Source organism: Streptomyces sp. A18 (assembly GCF_059026065.1).
In genome coordinates this window covers 16773-34559 of record NZ_JBWLKL010000011.1, presented here as the reverse complement: position 1 = coordinate 34559, position 17787 = coordinate 16773, and the positions used below count along the sequence as shown (strand labels likewise).

Below are 17787 nucleotides of genomic sequence, written 5' to 3'. Positions count from 1 at the left end.
GACCTGTATTGTTCAGTCCGTTCCCGGGCGATTAGCTCAGTGGGAGAGCGCTTCGTTCACACCGAAGAGGTCACTGGTTCGAACCCAGTATCGCCCACCCGGAGAATGCCGGTCCGTCACCGACGGACCGGTTTTTTCATGCACCACAGCTTCATGCCCGCATCGTACGGACGGTCAGGCGGCCGCGGGCAGTTCGGGACGCAGCGGCCACGCGGGATCCACTGCCTCCGGCGTACCGCTGCGCGCGAACCAGGCCTGCAGGCCGCGCGCCTGCGCCGCGTGCCACACCGCCTGCAGCGCGTGCAACTCGGCCGGTGAGAGCCGTTCGAGCCGGGACGCGAAACGCTGCCCCACGGCCCGTACGACATCCAGCGCGGCCTGCGCGTCGGCCGCGGCGTCGTGTGCCTCGTCCAGCTCCACCGCGTAGTGCTCGCACAGATCGGTCAGGGTGCGGCGGCCCTTTCGATACCGGTCGAGCTGCTTGTCCAGGACCCGGGGATCGAGGACGCACAGCGACGAGCCCGCCATGTAGTGGCTGAGCGACGACGCCCGGTGCCTGCGCAACTCCCTGTCCAGGATCGTCAGGTCGAAGGGGGCGTTCATGACGACTATGGGGCGGCCCGCCGCGCCCTGTTCCGCCAACTCCCTTGCTATCTCCTCCATCACGGGCGCGGGCCAGCGGCCGTTGTGCTGGAGATGTTCCTCCGTCAGGCCGTGCACCGCTGTGGCGCCCGCGGGCACGGGAACGCCCGGGTTCACCAGCCAGCGAGTGATGCGCGGGCGGGTGCCCGCTCCTTGCTGGACGACGACGGCGGCCGACACAATGCGGTCGGTCTCGACGTCGACGCCCGTGGTCTCCGTGTCGAATGCGGCCAAGGGCCCCTCGTACCAGCACGCCATAGTGACGCAACTCCTCGATCATGTCCGGCAGATGGCTTTCCTCCCCCTGCCCACACCGGTGATACCCGGGCCGTTTGCGCTGTACGCGGCCCGGAGACAACAGAGGTACAGGGCCGCGGAATTGACCGGCCCACAGCGGGGATTCACTGGTTCGGAAGGCTCGTTGGACATGGCGCTCGCGCAGCCCGAACAGGGTGGGCTGCTGCCCGAGCGGATCGCACCGCCGCGCGGCACACTCGCCACCACCGCCTGTATGGAGACCCTTCAGGTGGGCTATCTGCACGCTGTCGCCGCCGCGGCGGGGTGCTCGCTCTCACAGCCCTTTCCGGACAACGGAATCGACTGGCACGTCAGCCACAGCGCCCCCGGGCACACGGTCGACGACGAAGTCACCATCAAGGTGCAGCTCAAGTGCACGTACCAGATCGCCCCGAACCCACCGGGGCCCGCCTTCTCCTTCACGCTCGACAACCCGCACCTGGAGAAGCTCGCCCGCACTCCGGTCTCGGTGCACAAGATCCTGGTCGTGATGCTCGTGCCCCGGTCGCAGGACGACTGGCTGCGCGCGAGCCATGACCGGCTCGACCTGCGGCACTGCTGCTACTGGACCAACCTCGCCGGACACCAGGTGACCGGCCGGCGCAGGACCACCGTCCGCGTCCCGACCTCGCGGATCTTCGACGACAGGGCCCTCTGCGAGATCATGACGCGGGTCGGTACGGGAGGGAGACCCTGATGCACCGCCCGATCGACGATCCAGTACGTCCCGTTCGCCCGCACCCCGTTGAGGCCGCGGGCCCCTGGGCGGGTCCGCCCGACCCCGCGCAGGTTGATCCCGCCGTGCTCGGCGCGCTGCTCGACCGGCACGGCTGGCACCGGCGCGGGGGAGCGGCCGGGCGCTACGCCCGCTGGACCCCACCGGGGCCCGGCGGTGGCGGCACGAGTCTGCTCGTCCCGGAGAGCAGGGCCTTCCCCGACTGCGAGGACCTGCTCGGCGAGGCGATCACCGCCCTGTCCCGCAGCGCTTCGCCGTCCGCGCGCGACGTGCTCGTCGGGCTGACCGTGCCCAGCGACGAGATCCGCTGGTGGCGGGATGTCCCGCTGGGTCCGGCGGGCGCCGTGACCTGGACCGCGGAGGAACAACTGCGGTCGGCGGCACGGCAGATGCTCCTCGCCGGAGCCCTCGCGGCGCGCGGCCGTGCCGGGTATTACGGGGCGCGGCACCGCGGGCCAGCCGCCGCGTCCCTGGAGAGCGTCCTGGTGGGGCCCGCTCCCGGCGGGCGGCAGCTCACCGCGTTCGTGCCCGTCCTGGCCGGGCGGCTGATCGCGGTGCGGTTGCACCAGGCGCTGTACGCGGTCCGCGAGGCGGTGGACTATCAGCGGGCCACCGGCGGCATGGACGCCTTCGACGGTGCCGTCGAGGCCGGCGTCAGCCATGAGCTGACGGAGGCCGTCGTGGCCCTGGTGCGGGGCACGGAAGGGGCGCGGATCGCCGTGGAGTGGGCGCCTGCCGCCGGGGTGCCCGAGGGGTGCGCCGTCGACGCGGAGCCCGTGGAGTTCTCGCCCGGTGACCTGACGGTGCTGCGGGAGGCGAGCGCCCGCTATCTGCGGGACGAGCCGGCGATGCCGGTGCGGATCACGGGGACCGTGGTGCGGATGCGGCGGTCGGGACCGCGGGGCGACGGGACGGTGCGGGTCCGGGTGCTCGCGGGGGTGGACGTCCCCCACGTACGCATGACGCTTGACGAGGAGTCGTACCGCATCGCGGGCCATGCCCACCTGGTGGGACTGCCGATCCGGGTGCACGGACGGCTTGAGAGCCGGGGCGGGTTCCGACGCCTCAGCGGGGCCTGCGGGGTGGTGCCGGTGCAGGTGGACGACGCGGAGAGGGACCGCCTGATGAAGTCGCTCCAGGAGAATCTCGACTTCTTCGAGGAGGCCTGCAGCGAGGACTGAGGCGGGGCACGGCCGGGGCCGGGGAGATAACCGTTTCGCGATGGGTGCCCCGGGCTCGGTACGATTCGTTTCGCGTGCAGGAGCAGATCTGCCGCGACCCCCTTCAGGTAGGAGAAGACCGGTGTCAGACGTCCGTGTGATCATCCAACGCGATTCCGAGCGGGAAGAGCGCGTGGTGACGACGGGCACTACGGCCGCCGAACTCTTCGCCGGCGAGCGCACCATCGTCGCCGCCCGCGTGGCCGGAGAGCTGAAGGACCTCGCGTACGCGGTGCAGGACGGCGAGGAGGTCGAGCCGGTCGAGATCTCCTCCGAGGACGGCCTGAACATCCTGCGCCACTCCACCGCGCACGTGATGGCGCAGGCAGTGCAGGAGCTCTTCCCCGAGGCCAAGCTGGGCATCGGCCCGCCGGTCCAGAACGGCTTCTACTACGACTTCGACGTCGAGAAGCCCTTCACTCCCGAGGACCTCAAGGCCATCGAGAAGAAGATGCAGGAGATCCAGAAGCGCGGCCAGCGCTTCTCGCGCCGCGTCGTCACCGACGAGGCCGCCCGCGAGGAGCTGGCGAACGAGCCGTACAAGCTGGAGCTCATCGGCATCAAGGGCTCCGCCTCCAGCGACGACGGCGCGGACGTCGAGGTGGGCGGCGGTGAGCTGACCATCTACGACAACCTCGACCCGAAGACCGGCGACCTGTGCTGGAAGGACCTCTGCCGCGGTCCCCACCTGCCCACCACCCGGAACATCCCGGCGTTCAAGCTGATGCGCAACGCCGCCGCGTACTGGCGCGGCAGCGAGAAGAACCCGATGCTCCAGCGCATCTACGGCACCGCCTGGCCCACCAAGGACGAGCTCAAGGCGCACCTGGAGTTCCTCGCCGAGGCCGAGAAGCGCGACCACCGCAAGCTCGGCAACGAACTGGACCTGTTCTCCATCCCGGAGCAGATCGGCTCGGGCCTCGCGGTCTTCCACCCCAAGGGCGGCATCATCCGCCGGGTCATGGAGGACTACTCGCGCAAGCGGCACGAGGAGGAGGGGTACGAGTTCGTCTACACCCCCCACGCCACGAAGGGGAAGCTCTTCGAGACCTCGGGCCACCTGGACTGGTACGCCGACGGCATGTACCCGCCCATGCAGCTCGACGAGGGCGTGGACTACTACCTCAAGCCCATGAACTGCCCGATGCACAACCTGATCTTCGACGCGCGCGGGCGTTCGTACCGTGAACTGCCGCTGCGCCTCTTCGAGTTCGGCACCGTGTACCGGTACGAGAAGTCGGGCGTCGTGCACGGTCTGACCCGTGCCCGCGGCTTCACCCAGGACGACGCGCACATCTATTGCACCAAGGAGCAGATGGCGGACGAGCTCGACTCGACGCTGACCTTCGTGCTCAACCTGCTGCGCGACTACGGCCTGACCGACTTCTACCTGGAGCTGTCCACCAAGGACCCGGAGAAGTTCGTCGGCTCGGACGAGATCTGGGAAGAGGCCACCGAGACGCTGCGCAAGGTCGCCGAGAAGCAGGGCCTGCCGCTGGTGCCCGACCCGGGCGGCGCCGCCTTCTACGGCCCGAAGATCTCCGTGCAGTGCAAGGACGCCATCGGCCGCACCTGGCAGATGTCGACCGTGCAGCTCGACTTCAACCTGCCGGAGCGCTTCAACCTCGAGTACACCTCGCCGGACGGCTCCAAGCAGCGTCCGGTCATGATCCACCGCGCGCTCTTCGGGTCGATCGAGCGGTTCTTCGCGGTGCTCCTGGAGCACTACGCGGGCGCCATGCCGCCGTGGCTCGCGCCCGTACAGGCGGTGGGCATCCCGGTCGGGGACGCGCACATCCCGTACCTCCAGGAGTTCGCGGCCGACGCCAAGAAGAAGGGCCTGCGGGTCGAGGTGGACGCCTCGTCGGACCGCATGCAGAAGAAGATCAGGACGCAGCAGAAGCAGAAGGTGCCTTTCATGATCATCGTCGGTGACGACGACATGAACGCGGGCACGATCTCCTTCCGCTACCGCGACGGCTCGCAGGAGAACGGCATCCCGCGCGAGCAGGCGCTCGCCAAGCTGCTGGCCGTGGTGGAGAGCCGCGAGCAGGTGTGACGTGACGGAGAGGCCCCCGGGACGTTCACCGTCCCGGGGGCCTCTCGTTGTCCTCAGGGCTCTCCCGCGCGAATACCTGCAGCAGCCACGACGAGAACGACCCCGTCACCGCGCCGAGCAGCGCCAGACCGCAGAGCATCAGGCCCACCGCGATCACGCGCCCCAGCGGCGTCACGGGCGTCACGTCGCCGTATCCCACGGTCGCGAGCGTGGCCGACGTCCACCACACCGCGTCCCCGAAGGTGCGGATCGTCGCGCCCGGAGCGGCGTGCTCGTGCTGGTAGACGGCCAGCGCCCCGGTGAAGCCCAGGAGCAGCACCGAGAGACCGGCATAGGTGACCACGCGCGCGTGCAGCGCGAGACGGGGTTTCCCGCGCCTGCGCTGGACGGCTTCGTAGATGTGCACGACGCGCAGCGGCCGCAGCAGGGGCAGGACGAGGACCAGGGTGTCCAGCCAGTGGGTACGCACGAAGCGCGGGCCCTGTCCGCTCAGCCGCCAGCGCACCGCGTAGTCCACGGCGAACGCGGCCCAGGCCGTGAAGAGCACCGCCAGGCAGATGTCCCGCCCCGCCTCGGGCAGACCGGAGGCCAGGACCCGTACCGCGTACGCGGTCAGGTAGAGCAGTGACGCCACGGCCAGTGGTGCCTCCGTGCGGTTCTCCCAGCGTGCCTGACGGGTGTCATCGGTCATCGGCCCAGCTTCGCGGTGCCGGGCCCGGCGGGCGCCCCGCCGACACGCTTCGAACGGGCTAAGTCATATGCTGCACAACATGACGAGTGAGCCGGAGCAGCAGATCGGAGTGGGGACGCAGGACGCGTTCCAGCGCCTGTGGACGCCCCATCGGATGGCGTACATCCAGGGCGAGAACAAGCCGAGCGGTCCGGGCGCCGACGACGGCTGTCCCTTCTGCTCCATCCCGGCCAAATCCGACGAGGACGGTCTGGTCGTCGCCCGCGGCGAGCAGGTGTACGCGGTGCTCAACCTCTACCCGTACAACGGCGGTCACTTGATGGTCGTGCCCTACCGCCACGTCGCCGACTACACGGAGCTGACCGTTCCGGAGACGGCCGAGCTCGCCGAGTTCACCAAGCAGGCCATGACGGCGCTGCGCACCGCGTCCGGCGCGCACGGTTTCAACATCGGCATGAACCAGGGCACGGTGGCAGGAGCGGGCATCGCCGCGCATCTGCACCAGCACCTCGTGCCGCGCTGGGGCGGGGACACGAACTTCATGCCGGTCGTCGGGCACACGAAGGTGCTGCCGCAGCTGCTCGCGGACACCCGCAAGATGCTGGCCGACGCCTGGCCTACCGCCCTCTAGCGCGACCCGCGGCGCGCCTCACGCGTCGTACACATCCGCCTTCCTCGGCATCGGGTCCTGGACCGCGCCGCTGAGGAAGCCGGAGCGCGTACCGAACTTCTCCGTGTCGACGCCGTTCTCCTCGAGCACCTTGATGGCCGCCGAGTGCACCACACGCAGCACCGGGGTGGCCGCGCGCAGCGCGTCGTCGGCCATGAAGCGGTGCCGCCAGGGCTTGTCCGCCCAGGCGTGCCGCAGGCCGAAGGGCTCGGGCAGGACCAGCTTGCCGCCGAGGTGGTCCAGGATCGGCGGATACCAGGTGAAGGGCGCCCGCACCGCGAGGCGCACGACCTCGTCCGCGTCCACCAGCGGCAGTTTGCGCTCGGTGGTCTCCCAGAACTTGATGGGCTTGGAGACCTTCTTGACCTTGGGATCGGGCTTGCTGGTGAACAGCGAGTGGACCGGGCCCAGCGCGTGTCCTGTGACCTCGATGCGCAGGGTCTCGTGCAGGACGGTCACCGTGATCAGCATCGTGATGACCAACTGGCCGTCCCAGAGCGTGAACTGGCAGCCGAGATAGTGCCGGTCGCCGCCGCCGAACTGCTGCTCGTTGCAGATCCGCTGTATCTCGTGGCCCCGGACCTGGAAGGCCTCGACCTCCGTGCCGCTGGGGCGGGAAACGGCCTTCGCGTTCTCCCCGATGGGGGAGACGATCCAGTGCTTTATCGACGGGGTCGGGAAGCCGCCGGTGTGCAGCGGGCCGCGCTCCAGGAGGCGCAGCTGGTCGTGCACCGACCGGATGATGTCCCAGCTGCGGAAGGGGTGGATCTCCGTGCCTTCCTTGCCGGAGACCAGCTCCTCGGCGAGCTGCCAGCTGCCCCAGCGCGTGCCCATGCCCAGTATTCCCTTGGGCCCCGCGTAAAAGACCGAGTTGCTCTGCTGCTCGGCCGAGAGGCGGGCCAGGCCCTGGCGGAGCTGCTCGGCGGCCGTCTCACCCGGACTGCCCGGCACCGCCTCGGGGATCTTGGCGCCGATGCCGCCGCCGGAGAGGAGGCCGCCCCAGCGGTCGCGCAGGTCCCTCGCGGTGCGCTCGGCGATCATCTTGGCCCAGAACCAGCCCACCACGGGGACGACGACACACGCGCGTATGTACCAGCCGAGGACGCCGTCGATCGGCAGCTTGATGAGGAAGATCACGGCGAGGACGCCCACGGCGACCAGGACCGCCGTGGCGATCGCGCTCGCCCGCTTGTTGTCCCGCTTGACGACCGCCTGCTTGGCGGTGAAGAGCAGCAGCCAGGCGAGGAGTCCGGGCAGGAAGAGCAGTCCGCACAGCACCATCACGACGGTGAGCCAGCGGTCGCGTTCCTTGCGGATGTTGTTCGCCGCCAGGCAGTGCTCGACGATCGACTGCGGCTCCATGCCGAAGGACTGGATCAGCGGCTTGCGGGCGCCGCCCAGCATCCGCACCTGCACGGCCCGCGCGAACGCCTCGCCCAGATTCGGCGCGAACAGCGACCAAAGTCCTTCCTTGACCTCGGATTTGTGCCATTCGTTGTTGGCGTCCAGGAGCTTGGAGACCTTGTCGTCGCGGTACGCGGCCGACGCGAGGGCATGCGTCGCCGCCGTCTGTCCCGCGGCCCCGGACAGCGGGACCTGGGCCCCGGGCCTGAAGTCGAATACGTCGTCCGCCACTGCCGCCCCCAACGCCGCACAACCTTTGCTGCTGCGGCTCTTCCCGACTTCCTTGCCCGGCACACCTGTTGATCAGGTCATCAGCGTATCGGTGTGCACCGACATCCGGCAGGGCGCATGCGGTGCACCCTGCCGGAGGCCGTCAACTAGGAGACGTCCTGGGCCTGTTCACGGATCCTCTCGGAGAGCTGGGGCGGCATGGGTTCGTGGCGTGCGTACGTGCGGCTGAAGCGCGCGGTGCCCTGCGAGAGGGACCTCAGGTCCACGGCGTATCGCCCGATCTCGATCTCGGGCACCTCGGCCCGCACGAGCGTGCGCCCGCCGGGCGCCTGCTCGGTGCCGACCACCCGGCCGCGGCGCCCCGAGAGGTCGCTCATCACCGAGCCCACGTGGTCGTCGCCGACCAGGACCCGCACCTCGGCCACCGGCTCCAGGAGATGGATCCTGGCGTCGGCCGCGGCCTCGCGCAGGGCGAGCGCGCCCGCCGTCTGGAACGCGGCGTCGGAGGAGTCCACCGAGTGCGCCTTGCCGTCGAGCAGCGTGATCCGTACGTCGATGAGGGGGTAGCCGGCGGCCACGCCCCGCGCGGCCTGCGCGCGCACGCCCTTCTCGACGGACGGGATGAACTGCCGGGGCACGGCGCCGCCCACGACCTTGTCGACGAACTCGATGCCGCTGCCGCCCGGCAGCGGTTCGACCTCGATCTCGCAGATCGCGTACTGACCGTGGCCGCCGGACTGCTTCACGTGACGGCCGCGTCCCCCGGACCTGCCCGCGAACGTCTCCCGGAGGGAGACCTTGTGGGCCACGACGTCGACCTGCACGCCGAACCGGTTGCGCAGCCGTTCCAGGGCGACGTCGGCATGGGCCTCGCCCAGGCACCACAGGACCACCTGGTGGGTGTCCTGGTTCTGTTCCAGGCGCATCGTCGGGTCCTCGGCGACCAGGCGGGAGAGCCCCTGGGAGAGCTTGTCCTCGTCCGCCTTGCTGTGCGCCTGGATGGCGAGCGGCAGGAGCGGGTCGGGCATGTCCCAGGGCTCCATCAGGAGCGGGTCGTCCTTGGCCGAGAGGGTGTCGCCCGTCTCGGCGCGGTTCAGTTTGGCCACGCAGGCCATGTCGCCCGCGATGCAGCTGGAGAGCGTGCGCTGGTGCTTGCCGAAGGGGGAGGAGAGCGCGCCGACGCGCTCGTCGACATCGTGGTCCTCGTGGCCGCGGTCGGCCAGGCCGTGCCCGGACACGTGCACGGTCTCGTCGGGACGCAGGGTGCCGGAGAAGACGCGTACGAGCGAGACGCGTCCCACGTAGGGATCGGACGCGGTCTTCACGACCTCGGCGACCAGCGGGCCACCGGGGTCGCAGGTGATCGCGGGCCGCGCCTTGCCGCCTGGTGTGGTGACGGCGGGCGCGGGGTGTTCCAGGGGGGTGGGGAAGCCGCCCGTGATCAGCTCCAGGAGCTCCACCGTGCCGATGCCCTGGCGGGCGCCGTCGGCCGCGGGTGCCGCCGCGAGGACGGGGTGGAAGATGCCGCGCGCCACGGCCCGTTCCAGATCGTCCACGAGTGTCTTGAAGTCGATGTCCTCGCCGCTGAGATAGCGGTCCATGAGGGACTCGTCCTCGCTCTCGGCGATGATCCCCTCGATCAGTTTGTTGCGTGCGTCCTCGATGAGCGGGAGCTGGTCGTCGCCCGGTTCGGTCTCCTTCCGTTCGCCGGACGCGTAGTCGAAGATCCGCTGCGAGAGCAGCCCCACCAGGCCGGTCACCGGAGCGTGCCCGTCCGGCCCCTCGGCGCCGTGGAGCGGCAGGTACAGGGGGAGCACGGCGTCGGGGTCGTCGGCCCCGAAGGCGTCGGCGCAGGTCCGTGTCATCTCGGCGAAGTCGGCGCGGGCCGCCTCCAGATGCGTCACCACGATGGCCCGCGGCATGCCGACCGCCTGGCACTCCTCCCACACCATGCGCGTCGCGCCGGTGATGCCTTCGATGCCCTCGGCCGCCGAGACGACGAAAAGGGCCGCGTCCGCGGCGCGCAGACCGGCCCTCAACTCCCCGACGAAATCGGCGTACCCGGGGGTATCCAGAAGATTGATCTTGATGCCGCCCCATTCGACGGGCACCAGGGACAACTGCACCGAGCGCTGCTGCCGGTGCTCGATGTCGTCGTAGTCCGAGACGGCCGTGCCGTCCTCCACACGGCCCGCCCGATTCACCGCCCCCGCGGTCAGCGCGAGGGCCTCCACCAGAGTCGTCTTGCCCGATCCGCTGTGGCCGACCAGCACCACATTCCGTACGGACGCGGGGTGGTCGGCCGCTGTAGCCCTGCCGGCGGCTCCGGGGTGTGCGTTCGCCTTGTCGCCCATGCCTTGGCCTCCCGGTCACGTGCACGGTGAGGAGGCACAGCCCCCTCGGGGATGCTGGCTGCTCGCGGACATGCGGGGCCGTGTGCGGGTCGGCTCCGGCGACGCCCGCGGTGCTTTCGAGCTTTCCACTCGGGTCACTGTGCGTCCATACGTCGTACGCGATCGTGAGGGGGCGAGCCGGTCCGTCAAGGGCGTGACTACGATGGGCCAGCCGGTGGCCAACAGGGCCGCGCGGCTCACCGACCCCTCGGGAAGGCCATGCTGAACAAGTACGCGCGTGCATTCTTCACGCGTGTTCTCACACCGTTCGCCGCGTTTCTCATCCGTCGCGGCGTGAGCCCCGACGCGGTCACGTTCATCGGCACGGCCGGTGTGGTGGCGGGTGCGCTGGTCTTCTTCCCCCGCGGCGAGTTCTTCTGGGGCACGATCGTCATCACGCTTTTCGTGTTCTCCGACCTCGTCGACGGGAACATGGCGCGGCAGCTGGGACGCTCCAGCCGCTGGGGAGCCTTCCTGGACTCGACGCTCGACCGGGTGGCCGACAGCGCGATCTTCGGTGGCCTCGCGCTCTGGTACGCGGGCTCGGGAGACAACAACATCCTGTGCGCCGTCTCCATCTTCTGCCTGGCCAGCGGTCAGGTCGTCTCGTACACGAAGGCGCGCGGCGAGGCGATCGGCCTGCCCGTCGCGGTCAACGGCCTGGTGGAGCGCGCCGAGCGCCTGGTGATCACGCTGGTCGCCGCGGGCCTCGCGGGGCTGCACACGTTCGGGGTCCCCGGCATCGACGTACTGCTGCCGATCGCCCTGTGGGTCGTCGCCGTGGGCAGCCTCGTCACGCTCGTCCAGCGCGTCGTGACCGTGCGCAAGGAGGCCGCGGAGGCGGACGCGGCCACGGGCCAGGCGCAGGGCAGTGAGGCCACGTCGTGAAGGACCGGCTGACCGACGCGCTCTACGGAGTGGCCTGGAGCTCCGTCAAGAAGCTCCCCGAACCGGTGGCGGTGCGGCTCGGCCGCACCATCGCCGACGCCGTGTGGAAGCGGCGCGGCAAGGGCGTCCTGCGGCTTGAGGCCAACTACGCGCGTGTGGTGCCCGACGCGAGCCCGGAGCGTCTGCGCGAGCTGTCGAAGGCGGGCATGCGCTCGTACCTGCGCTACTGGATGGAGTCGTTCCGGCTGCCGTCGTGGAGCCGGGAGCGCATCGAGGGAGGCTTCGACGGCAAGGACCTGCACCACCTGACGGACGGCCTGGCCTCCGGCAAGGGCGTCATTCTGGCCCTTCCGCACCTGGGCAACTGGGACCTGGCGGGCGCGTGGGTCACCACGAAGCTGGACACGCCGTTCACGACGGTCGCCGAGCGCCTCAAGCCCGAGACGCTGTACGACCGCTTCGTCGCCTACCGCGAGGGCCTGGGCATGGAGGTCCTGCCGCACGAGGGCGGCTCCGCGTTCGGCACGCTGGCGCGGCGGCTGCGCGCGGGCGGCCTGGTCTGCCTCGTCGCGGACCGGGACCTCTCGGAGTCCGGCGTCGAGGTGAAGTTCTTCGGGGACACCGCGCGGATGCCGGCGGGGCCCGCGATCCTCGCGCAGCAGACGGGGGCGCTGTTGCTGCCGGTCACTCTCTGGTTCGACGAGTCGCCCGTCATGAAGGGGCGTGTTCACGCCCCCATCGAGGTCCCCGAGACAGGTACCCGCACGGAGAAGACGTCTGTCATGACGCAGGCGCTGGCAGACGCCTTCGCCACGGGTATCGCCGACCATCCGGAGGACTGGCACATGCTGCAGCGCTTGTGGCTCGCTGATCTCGACCCCGCGAAGGGCCCCGCCGACGGTTCCGAGCCTGCCACCGAGGGGACCGCGCCGTGAAGATCGGCATCGTCTGCCCCTACTCGTGGGACGTGCCGGGCGGCGTCCAGTTCCACATCCGCGATCTCGCGGAGCACCTGATCCGCCTGGGGCACGAGGTGTCCGTCCTGGCTCCGGCGGATGACGAGACCCCCCTTCCGCCGTACGTCGTGTCGGCGGGCCGAGCCGTTCCGGTTCCGTACAACGGCTCGGTGGCCCGGCTCAACTTCGGGTTCCTCTCGGCCGCGCGGGTGCGGCGCTGGCTGCACGACGGCACGTTCGACGTCATCCACATCCACGAGCCGACCTCGCCCTCGCTCGGGCTGCTCACCTGCTGGGCGGCGCAGGGCCCGATCGTCGCGACGTTCCACACGTCCAACCCGCGCTCGCGCGCGATGATCGCGGCGTACCCGATCCTGCAACCGGCCCTGGAGAAGATCAGCGCGCGCATCGCGGTGAGCGAGTACGCGCGCCGCACCCTCGTCGAGCATCTGGGCGGCGACGCGGTGGTCATCCCGAACGGCGTGGACGTCGACTTCTTCACCAAGGTCGAGCCGAAGGTGGAGTGGCAGGGCGGCACGATCGGCTTCATCGGCCGCATCGACGAGCCGCGCAAGGGGCTTCCGGTGCTGATGAAGGCGCTGCCGAAGATCCTCGCCGAGCGCCCGGACACCCGGCTCCTGGTCGCGGGCCGCGGCGACGAGCACGAGGCCGTCTCCTCGCTGCCGGTCGAGATGCGCGAGCGCGTGGAGTTCCTCGGCATGGTCAGCGACGAGGACAAGGCGCGGCTGCTGCGCAGCGTCGACGTGTACGTGGCCCCCAACACCGGGGGTGAGAGCTTCGGGATCATCCTGGTCGAGGCACTTTCGGCGGGCGCGCCCGTCCTCGCCAGCGATCTGGACGCCTTCGCGCAGGTCCTCGACCAGGGCACGGCAGGCGACCTGTTCACGAACGAGGACGCGGACTCGCTGGCCGCCGCGGCGCTGCGGCTGCTCGGCGACCCCGAGCGCCGTGCGGACCTGCGGGAGCGGGGCAGCAAGCACGTACGCCGCTTCGACTGGTCGACGGTGGGCGCCGACATCCTCTCGGTGTACGAGACGGTGGCGGACGGGGCCGCGGCGGTGGCCGCCGATGAACGCTCGGGTCTCCGGGCGCGGTTCGGGCTCGCACGGGACTGACCGCCGCAGGGCGGGGGAGCCCGGCGGTCATGGGGACGGGCCGGCTCGACTAGCCTCGGGCCGGTGACCTCGACACTGATCTGGATCGCGGTAGCCCTCTTCGCGATCGGCCTCTACCTGAGCTGGACCGCGGGCCGGCTCGACCGGCTGCACGCACGCATCGACGCGGCCCGCGCCGCCCTCGACGCCCAGTTGCTGCGCCGCGCATCGGTGGCCCAGGAGCTGGCCACATCGGGGGTGCTCGACCCGGCCGCGTCCATCGTGCTCTACGAGGCGGCGCACGCGGCCCGGCAGGCCGAGGAGGAGCACCGCGAGGTCGCCGAGAGCGAACTCAGCCAGGCGCTGCGCGCGATCTTCGGCGAGGTGCAGCAGGTCGAGGCGGTGCGCGAGGCCCCGGGCGGCGACGAGGCGGCGACCGAGCTGGCGGCGGCCGTGCGCCGGGTACCGATGGCACGGCGCTTCCACAATGACGCCGTACGAGCGGCTCGCGCCCTGCGCAGGCACCGCACCGTCCGCTGGTTCCGCCTCGCGGGGCACGCGCCGTTCCCCATGGCCTTCGAGATGGACGACGAGCCGCCGGTGGCGCTGGCCGACCGCGCGACGACGCAGAACCCCTGACGGGACGGGCCGGCGGGCGTGCCACCCCTGACGGGACGGGCCACCGGGCGCGCCACTGACCAGGGGGCAGCCGGGAAAAATGAGCCACCGGTCACCCATTGGCCCTTGCTGTGGACTGGTCGCCGGGAGTTTCCTCGTAGACGCAGTAACCCGTCTTCAGCGAGCGAGGTCAACTCCGTGTCCAGCACCCTCCCCAGCAGCAACCAGTCGCCCGAGACCGGCACCGCGCGCGTCAAGCGCGGCATGGCCGAGCAGCTCAAGGGCGGCGTCATCATGGACGTCGTCAACGCCGAGCAGGCGAAGATAGCCGAGGACGCGGGCGCGGTGGCCGTCATGGCGCTGGAGCGGGTCCCCGCCGACATCCGCAAGGACGGTGGCGTCGCCCGGATGTCCGACCCGAACATGATCGAAGAGATCATCGAGGCCGTCTCCATCCCGGTCATGGCCAAGTCCCGCATCGGCCACTTCGTCGAGGCCCAGGTGCTCCAGTCCCTCGGCGTCGACTACATCGACGAGTCCGAGGTCCTTACCCCGGCCGACGAGGTCAACCACAGCGACAAGTTCGCCTTCACGACCCCCTTCGTGTGTGGCGCCACCAACCTGGGCGAGGCCCTGCGCCGCATCGCCGAGGGCGCGGCCATGATCCGCTCCAAGGGCGAGGCCGGCACCGGCAACGTCGTCGAGGCGGTGCGCCACCTGCGCCAGATCAAGAACGAGATCGCCAAGCTGCGCGGCTTCGACAACAACGAGCTGTACGCCGCCGCCAAGGACCTGCGCGCCCCGTACGAGCTGGTCAAGGAGGTCTCCGAGCTGGGCAAGCTGCCGGTGGTCCTCTTCTCGGCCGGTGGCGTCGCCACCCCCGCCGACGCAGCCCTGATGCGTCAGCTCGGCGCCGAGGGCGTCTTCGTCGGCTCCGGCATCTTCAAGTCGGGCGACCCGGCCGCGCGCGCCGCCGCCATCGTGAAGGCCACCACCTTCTACGACGACCCCAAGATCATCGCGGACGCGTCCCGCAACCTCGGCGAGGCCATGGTCGGCATCAATTGCGACACCCTCCCCGAGGCCGAGCGCTACGCGAACCGTGGCTGGTAAGGCACTACGTAGATGACTGACACCCCTGTAGTCGGCGTCCTGGCACTCCAGGGCGACGTACGGGAGCACTTGATCGCCCTGGCCTCGGCGGACGCCGTGGCCAGGCCGATCCGGCGCCCCGAAGAGCTGGCCGAGGTGGACGGCCTGGTCATCCCGGGCGGTGAGTCCACCACCATCTCCAAACTGGCCGCCCTGTTCGGCCTGTTGGAGCCGCTCCGCGCGCGCGTGCGCGACGGCATGCCGGTCTACGGCACCTGCGCGGGCATGATCATGCTCGCGGACAAGATCCTCGATCCGCGCTCCGAGCAGGAGACCTTCGGCGGCATCGACATGATCGTGCGCCGCAACGCCTTCGGGCGGCAGAACGAGTCCTTCGAGGCGGCCGTCGACATCGCGGGCATCGACGGCGACCCCGTGGAGGGTGTCTTCATCCGGGCTCCCTGGGTCGAGTCGGTCGGCGCGCGCGTCGAGGTGCTGGCCGAGCACGAGGGACACATCGTCGCCGTACGCCAAGGCAACGCGCTCGCCACGTCGTTCCACCCCGAGCTGACGGGCGACCACCGCATGCACGAGCTGTTCGTCGGGATGGTGCGGGGGCACGCGGCGGCGGGATCCTAGTAGGATCTCTGCGTTCGTACAGTTGGGTAACGCGAAGGAGACAGGCAGATGTCCGGCCACTCTAAATGGGCTACGACGAAGCACAAGAAGGCCGTGATTGACGCCAAGCGCGGCAAGCTCTTCGCGAAGATGATCAAGAACATCGAGGTCGCGGCCCGCACGGGCGGCGCTGACGTGTCCGGTAACCCGACCCTCTTCGACGCCATCCAGAAGGCCAAGAAGAGCTCGGTCCCGAACAAGAACATCGACTCCGCGGTCAAGCGCGGCGCCGGTCTCGAAGCCGGTGGCGCCGACTACGAGACGATCATGTACGAGGGCTACGGCCCGAACGGCGTCGCGGTGCTCATCGAGTGCCTCACCGACAACCGCAACCGCGCGGCATCGGATGTACGCGTCGCGATGACCCGCAACGGCGGCTCGATGGCCGACCCGGGCTCCGTCTCGTACCTCTTCAACCGCAAGGGCGTCGTGATCGTCCCCAAGGGTGATCTCGGCGAGGACGACGTCCTGGGCGCGGTCCTGGACGCGGGTGCCGAAGAGGTCAACGACCTCGGCGAGTCCTTTGAGGTTCTCTCCGAGGCCACCGACATGGTCGCGGTCCGCACCGCGCTCCAGGACGCCGGCATCGAGTACGACTCGGCCGACGCCAACTTCGTCCCGACCATGCAGGTCGAGCTGGACGAGGACGGCGCGCGGAAGATCTTCAAGCTGATCGACGCGCTCGAGGACAGCGACGACGTGCAGAACGTCTTCGCCAACTTCGACGTGAGCGACGAGGTCATGGAGAAGGTCGACGCGTAGCGCTGCCGCGAGCTGAGCAGTTTCGGCGGGCCGGGTGGGACACACGTCCACCGGCCCGCCGCTGTTGTCGGTGGCAGCGGATAGCCTGGCGTGAAGTCAAAGATCGTCGCCGCGGCAAGGGGAGGGGCGCATGCGCGTACTGGGGGTGGACCCCGGACTGACCCGGTGCGGTGTGGGGGTCGTCGACGGAGTCGCGGGACGCCCGCTGACGATGCGCGCGGTCGGCGTCGTCCGTACGCCCGCCGACGCCGAGCTCGGCCACCGTCTGGTCGCCATCGAGCAGGGCATCGAGCAGTGGCTCGACGAGCACGACCCCGAAGTCCTCGCCGTGGAGCGGGTGTTCAGCCAGCACAACGTGCGTACGGTCATGGGCACCGCCCAGGCGAGCGCCGTGGCGATGCTCTGCGCGTCGCGCCGCGGCGTCCCCGTCGCCCTGCACACCCCCAGCGAGGTCAAGGCCGCCGTCACCGGCAGCGGCCGTGCCGACAAGGCACAGGTCGGGGCGATGGTGACCCGCCTCCTGCGGCTCGACGCACCGCCCAAGCCGGCCGACGCGGCGGACGCCCTCGCCCTCGCCATCTGCCACATCTGGCGCGCCCCCGCGCAGAACCGCCTCCAGCAGGCGGTCGCCCAGAACCGCCTTCAGCAGGCCGCGGCCCTGCACGCCTCGAAGACCGCGCCGGCACGGACAGCGGCAAGGACCACAGCACAGAAAGGCCGTACCGCATGATCGCCTTCGTCAGCGGCCCCGTAGCCGCCCTCGCCCCCGATACCGCGGTGGTCGAGGTCGGCGGTATCGGCATGGCCGTCCAGTGCACGCCGAACACGCTCTCCACCCTGCGGATCGGCCAGCAGGCCAAGCTCGCCACTTCCCTCGTCGTCCGCGAGGACTCCCTGACGCTGTACGGCTTCGCGGACGACGACGAGCGCCAGACCTTCGAGCTCCTGCAGACCGCGAGCGGCGTCGGACCGCGCCTCGCGCAGGCCATGCTCGCCGTGCACAGCCCGGACGCCCTGCGCCGCGCGGTCGCCACCGGCGACGAGAAGGCGCTCACCGCGGTGCCGGGCATCGGCAAGAAGGGCGCCCAGAAGCTGCTCCTGGAGTACAAGGACCGCCTCGGCCAGCCCCTCGGCACGGGCGGCCCCGCGATCGGCGCCCCTGTCACCTCCGGCTGGAGCGACCAACTGCACGCGGCGCTCATCGGCCTGGGGTACGCCACGCGCGAGGCCGACGAAGCCGTCGTCGCCGTCACCCCGCAGGCCGAGGCGTCCGAGAAGCCGCAAGTGGGCCAGCTCCTCAAGGCCGCGCTTCAGACGCTGAACCGCACCCGCTAG

17 protein-coding genes and 1 tRNA gene are annotated in these 17787 nt (G+C 70.3%); 14 read left to right on the top strand and 4 right to left on the bottom strand.

Features of this window, described 5'->3' with window-relative positions; translation table 11 throughout:
• Positions 1–25: 25 nt before the first annotated feature.
• Positions 26–97, top strand: a tRNA-Val gene (locus tag AC5P1C_RS19475).
• Positions 98–174: 77 nt separating this feature from the next.
• Here the strand turns inward: AC5P1C_RS19475 and AC5P1C_RS19470 are convergent.
• Positions 175–900, bottom strand: a complete 726-nt coding sequence (locus AC5P1C_RS19470) for a 3'-5' exonuclease (protein WP_493867139.1) — start codon at positions 898–900, stop codon at positions 175–177.
• Between the two features lie 169 nt (positions 901–1069).
• On the opposite strand from AC5P1C_RS19470, the gene AC5P1C_RS19465 reads away from it, so the two are divergent.
• From AC5P1C_RS19465 to thrS, 3 genes are all read left to right on the top strand, one after another.
• Positions 1070–1636, top strand: coding sequence for a DUF4365 domain-containing protein (locus tag AC5P1C_RS19465; RefSeq protein WP_493867138.1), 567 nt, complete (start codon positions 1070–1072; stop codon positions 1634–1636).
• Positions 1633–2856, top strand: coding sequence for a hypothetical protein (locus AC5P1C_RS19460; RefSeq protein WP_493867287.1), 1224 nt, complete (start codon positions 1633–1635; stop codon positions 2854–2856). Before AC5P1C_RS19465 ends, AC5P1C_RS19460 begins: the two co-directional genes overlap by 4 nt.
• A 121-nt stretch (positions 2857–2977) precedes the next feature.
• Positions 2978–4954, top strand: coding sequence for a threonine--tRNA ligase (gene thrS / locus AC5P1C_RS19455; protein WP_493867137.1), 1977 nt, complete (start codon positions 2978–2980; stop codon positions 4952–4954).
• Positions 4955–4979: 25 nt separating this feature from the next.
• Here thrS and AC5P1C_RS19450 read toward each other — a convergent pair whose 3' ends face one another.
• Positions 4980–5645, bottom strand: a complete 666-nt coding sequence (locus tag AC5P1C_RS19450; protein ID WP_493867136.1) for a potassium channel family protein — start codon at positions 5643–5645, stop codon at positions 4980–4982.
• A gap of 67 nt (positions 5646–5712) precedes the next feature.
• Here AC5P1C_RS19450 and AC5P1C_RS19445 point away from each other — a divergent pair, with 67 nt between their 5' ends.
• On the top strand, positions 5713–6276 hold the full coding sequence (locus AC5P1C_RS19445) for an HIT family protein (RefSeq protein WP_493867135.1): 564 nt from the start codon (positions 5713–5715) through the stop codon (positions 6274–6276).
• Between the two features lie 18 nt (positions 6277–6294).
• On the opposite strand, the gene AC5P1C_RS19440 is transcribed toward AC5P1C_RS19445, so the two are convergent.
• Positions 6295–7962 (bottom strand): AbeC-like domain-containing protein, encoded by a 1668-nt coding sequence (locus AC5P1C_RS19440; protein ID WP_493867134.1) that lies wholly within the window; start codon positions 7960–7962, stop codon positions 6295–6297.
• 134 nt (positions 7963–8096) lie between these two features.
• Complete coding sequence (locus tag AC5P1C_RS19435) at positions 8097–10304, bottom strand: elongation factor G-like protein EF-G2 (RefSeq protein WP_493867133.1); 2208 nt, start codon at positions 10302–10304, stop codon at positions 8097–8099.
• 258 nt (positions 10305–10562) lie between these two features.
• Here AC5P1C_RS19435 and pgsA point away from each other — a divergent pair, with 258 nt between their 5' ends.
• The 9 genes from pgsA to ruvA all read left to right on the top strand — a co-directional run bounded on the left by pgsA (position 10563) and on the right by ruvA (position 17787).
• Positions 10563–11231, top strand: coding sequence for a phosphatidylinositol phosphate synthase (gene pgsA, locus AC5P1C_RS19430; RefSeq protein WP_493867132.1), 669 nt, complete (start codon positions 10563–10565; stop codon positions 11229–11231).
• On the top strand, positions 11228–12166 hold the full coding sequence (locus AC5P1C_RS19425) for a phosphatidylinositol mannoside acyltransferase (RefSeq protein WP_493867131.1): 939 nt from the start codon (positions 11228–11230) through the stop codon (positions 12164–12166). The genes pgsA and AC5P1C_RS19425 overlap by 4 nt, the downstream gene beginning before the upstream one ends.
• Complete coding sequence (locus AC5P1C_RS19420; RefSeq protein ID WP_493867130.1) at positions 12163–13323, top strand: glycosyltransferase family 4 protein; 1161 nt, start codon at positions 12163–12165, stop codon at positions 13321–13323. Before AC5P1C_RS19425 ends, AC5P1C_RS19420 begins: the two co-directional genes overlap by 4 nt.
• 63 nt (positions 13324–13386) lie before the next feature.
• Positions 13387–13941: a LemA family protein gene (locus AC5P1C_RS19415; RefSeq protein WP_493867129.1), complete on the top strand. Its 555-nt coding sequence runs from the start codon at positions 13387–13389 to the stop codon at positions 13939–13941.
• A gap of 177 nt (positions 13942–14118) precedes the next feature.
• Positions 14119–15033, top strand: coding sequence for a pyridoxal 5'-phosphate synthase lyase subunit PdxS (pdxS, locus tag AC5P1C_RS19410; protein ID WP_160503800.1), 915 nt, complete (start codon positions 14119–14121; stop codon positions 15031–15033).
• Positions 15034–15045: 12 nt separating this feature from the next.
• Positions 15046–15651, top strand: coding sequence for a pyridoxal 5'-phosphate synthase glutaminase subunit PdxT (gene pdxT, locus AC5P1C_RS19405; protein ID WP_493867128.1), 606 nt, complete (start codon positions 15046–15048; stop codon positions 15649–15651).
• A gap of 48 nt (positions 15652–15699) precedes the next feature.
• Complete coding sequence (locus tag AC5P1C_RS19400) at positions 15700–16452, top strand: YebC/PmpR family DNA-binding transcriptional regulator (RefSeq protein WP_493867127.1); 753 nt, start codon at positions 15700–15702, stop codon at positions 16450–16452.
• A gap of 130 nt (positions 16453–16582) precedes the next feature.
• A complete protein-coding gene (ruvC, locus tag AC5P1C_RS19395; protein WP_493867126.1) occupies positions 16583–17182 on the top strand; it encodes a crossover junction endodeoxyribonuclease RuvC in 600 nt (199 codons plus the stop codon).
• The gene (ruvA, locus tag AC5P1C_RS19390) at positions 17179–17787 is read left to right on the top strand and encodes a Holliday junction branch migration protein RuvA (RefSeq protein ID WP_493867125.1); all 609 of its coding nucleotides are present in this window, start codon (positions 17179–17181) and stop codon (positions 17785–17787) included. The genes ruvC and ruvA overlap by 4 nt, the downstream gene beginning before the upstream one ends.

Excerpts from the sequence above, each read along its gene's own strand:
- AC5P1C_RS19445 (WP_493867135.1), top strand. The coding sequence starts at position 5,713 with ATGCTGCACAACATGACGAGTGAGCCGGAGCAGCAGATCGGAGTGGGG.
- pgsA (WP_493867132.1), top strand. The coding sequence starts at position 10,563 with ATGCTGAACAAGTACGCGCGTGCATTCTTCACGCGTGTTCTCACACCG.
- AC5P1C_RS19450 (WP_493867136.1), bottom strand. The coding sequence starts at position 5,645 with ATGACCGATGACACCCGTCAGGCACGCTGGGAGAACCGCACGGAGGCA.
- AC5P1C_RS19470 (WP_493867139.1), bottom strand. The coding sequence starts at position 900 with ATGGCGTGCTGGTACGAGGGGCCCTTGGCCGCATTCGACACGGAGACC.
- AC5P1C_RS19435 (WP_493867133.1), bottom strand. The coding sequence starts at position 10,304 with ATGGGCGACAAGGCGAACGCACACCCCGGAGCCGCCGGCAGGGCTACA.
- pdxT (WP_493867128.1), top strand. The coding sequence starts at position 15,046 with ATGACTGACACCCCTGTAGTCGGCGTCCTGGCACTCCAGGGCGACGTA.
- ruvA (WP_493867125.1), top strand. The coding sequence starts at position 17,179 with ATGATCGCCTTCGTCAGCGGCCCCGTAGCCGCCCTCGCCCCCGATACC.
- ruvC (WP_493867126.1), top strand. The coding sequence starts at position 16,583 with ATGCGCGTACTGGGGGTGGACCCCGGACTGACCCGGTGCGGTGTGGGG.
- AC5P1C_RS19465 (WP_493867138.1), top strand. The coding sequence starts at position 1,070 with ATGGCGCTCGCGCAGCCCGAACAGGGTGGGCTGCTGCCCGAGCGGATC.
- AC5P1C_RS19400 (WP_493867127.1), top strand. The coding sequence starts at position 15,700 with ATGTCCGGCCACTCTAAATGGGCTACGACGAAGCACAAGAAGGCCGTG.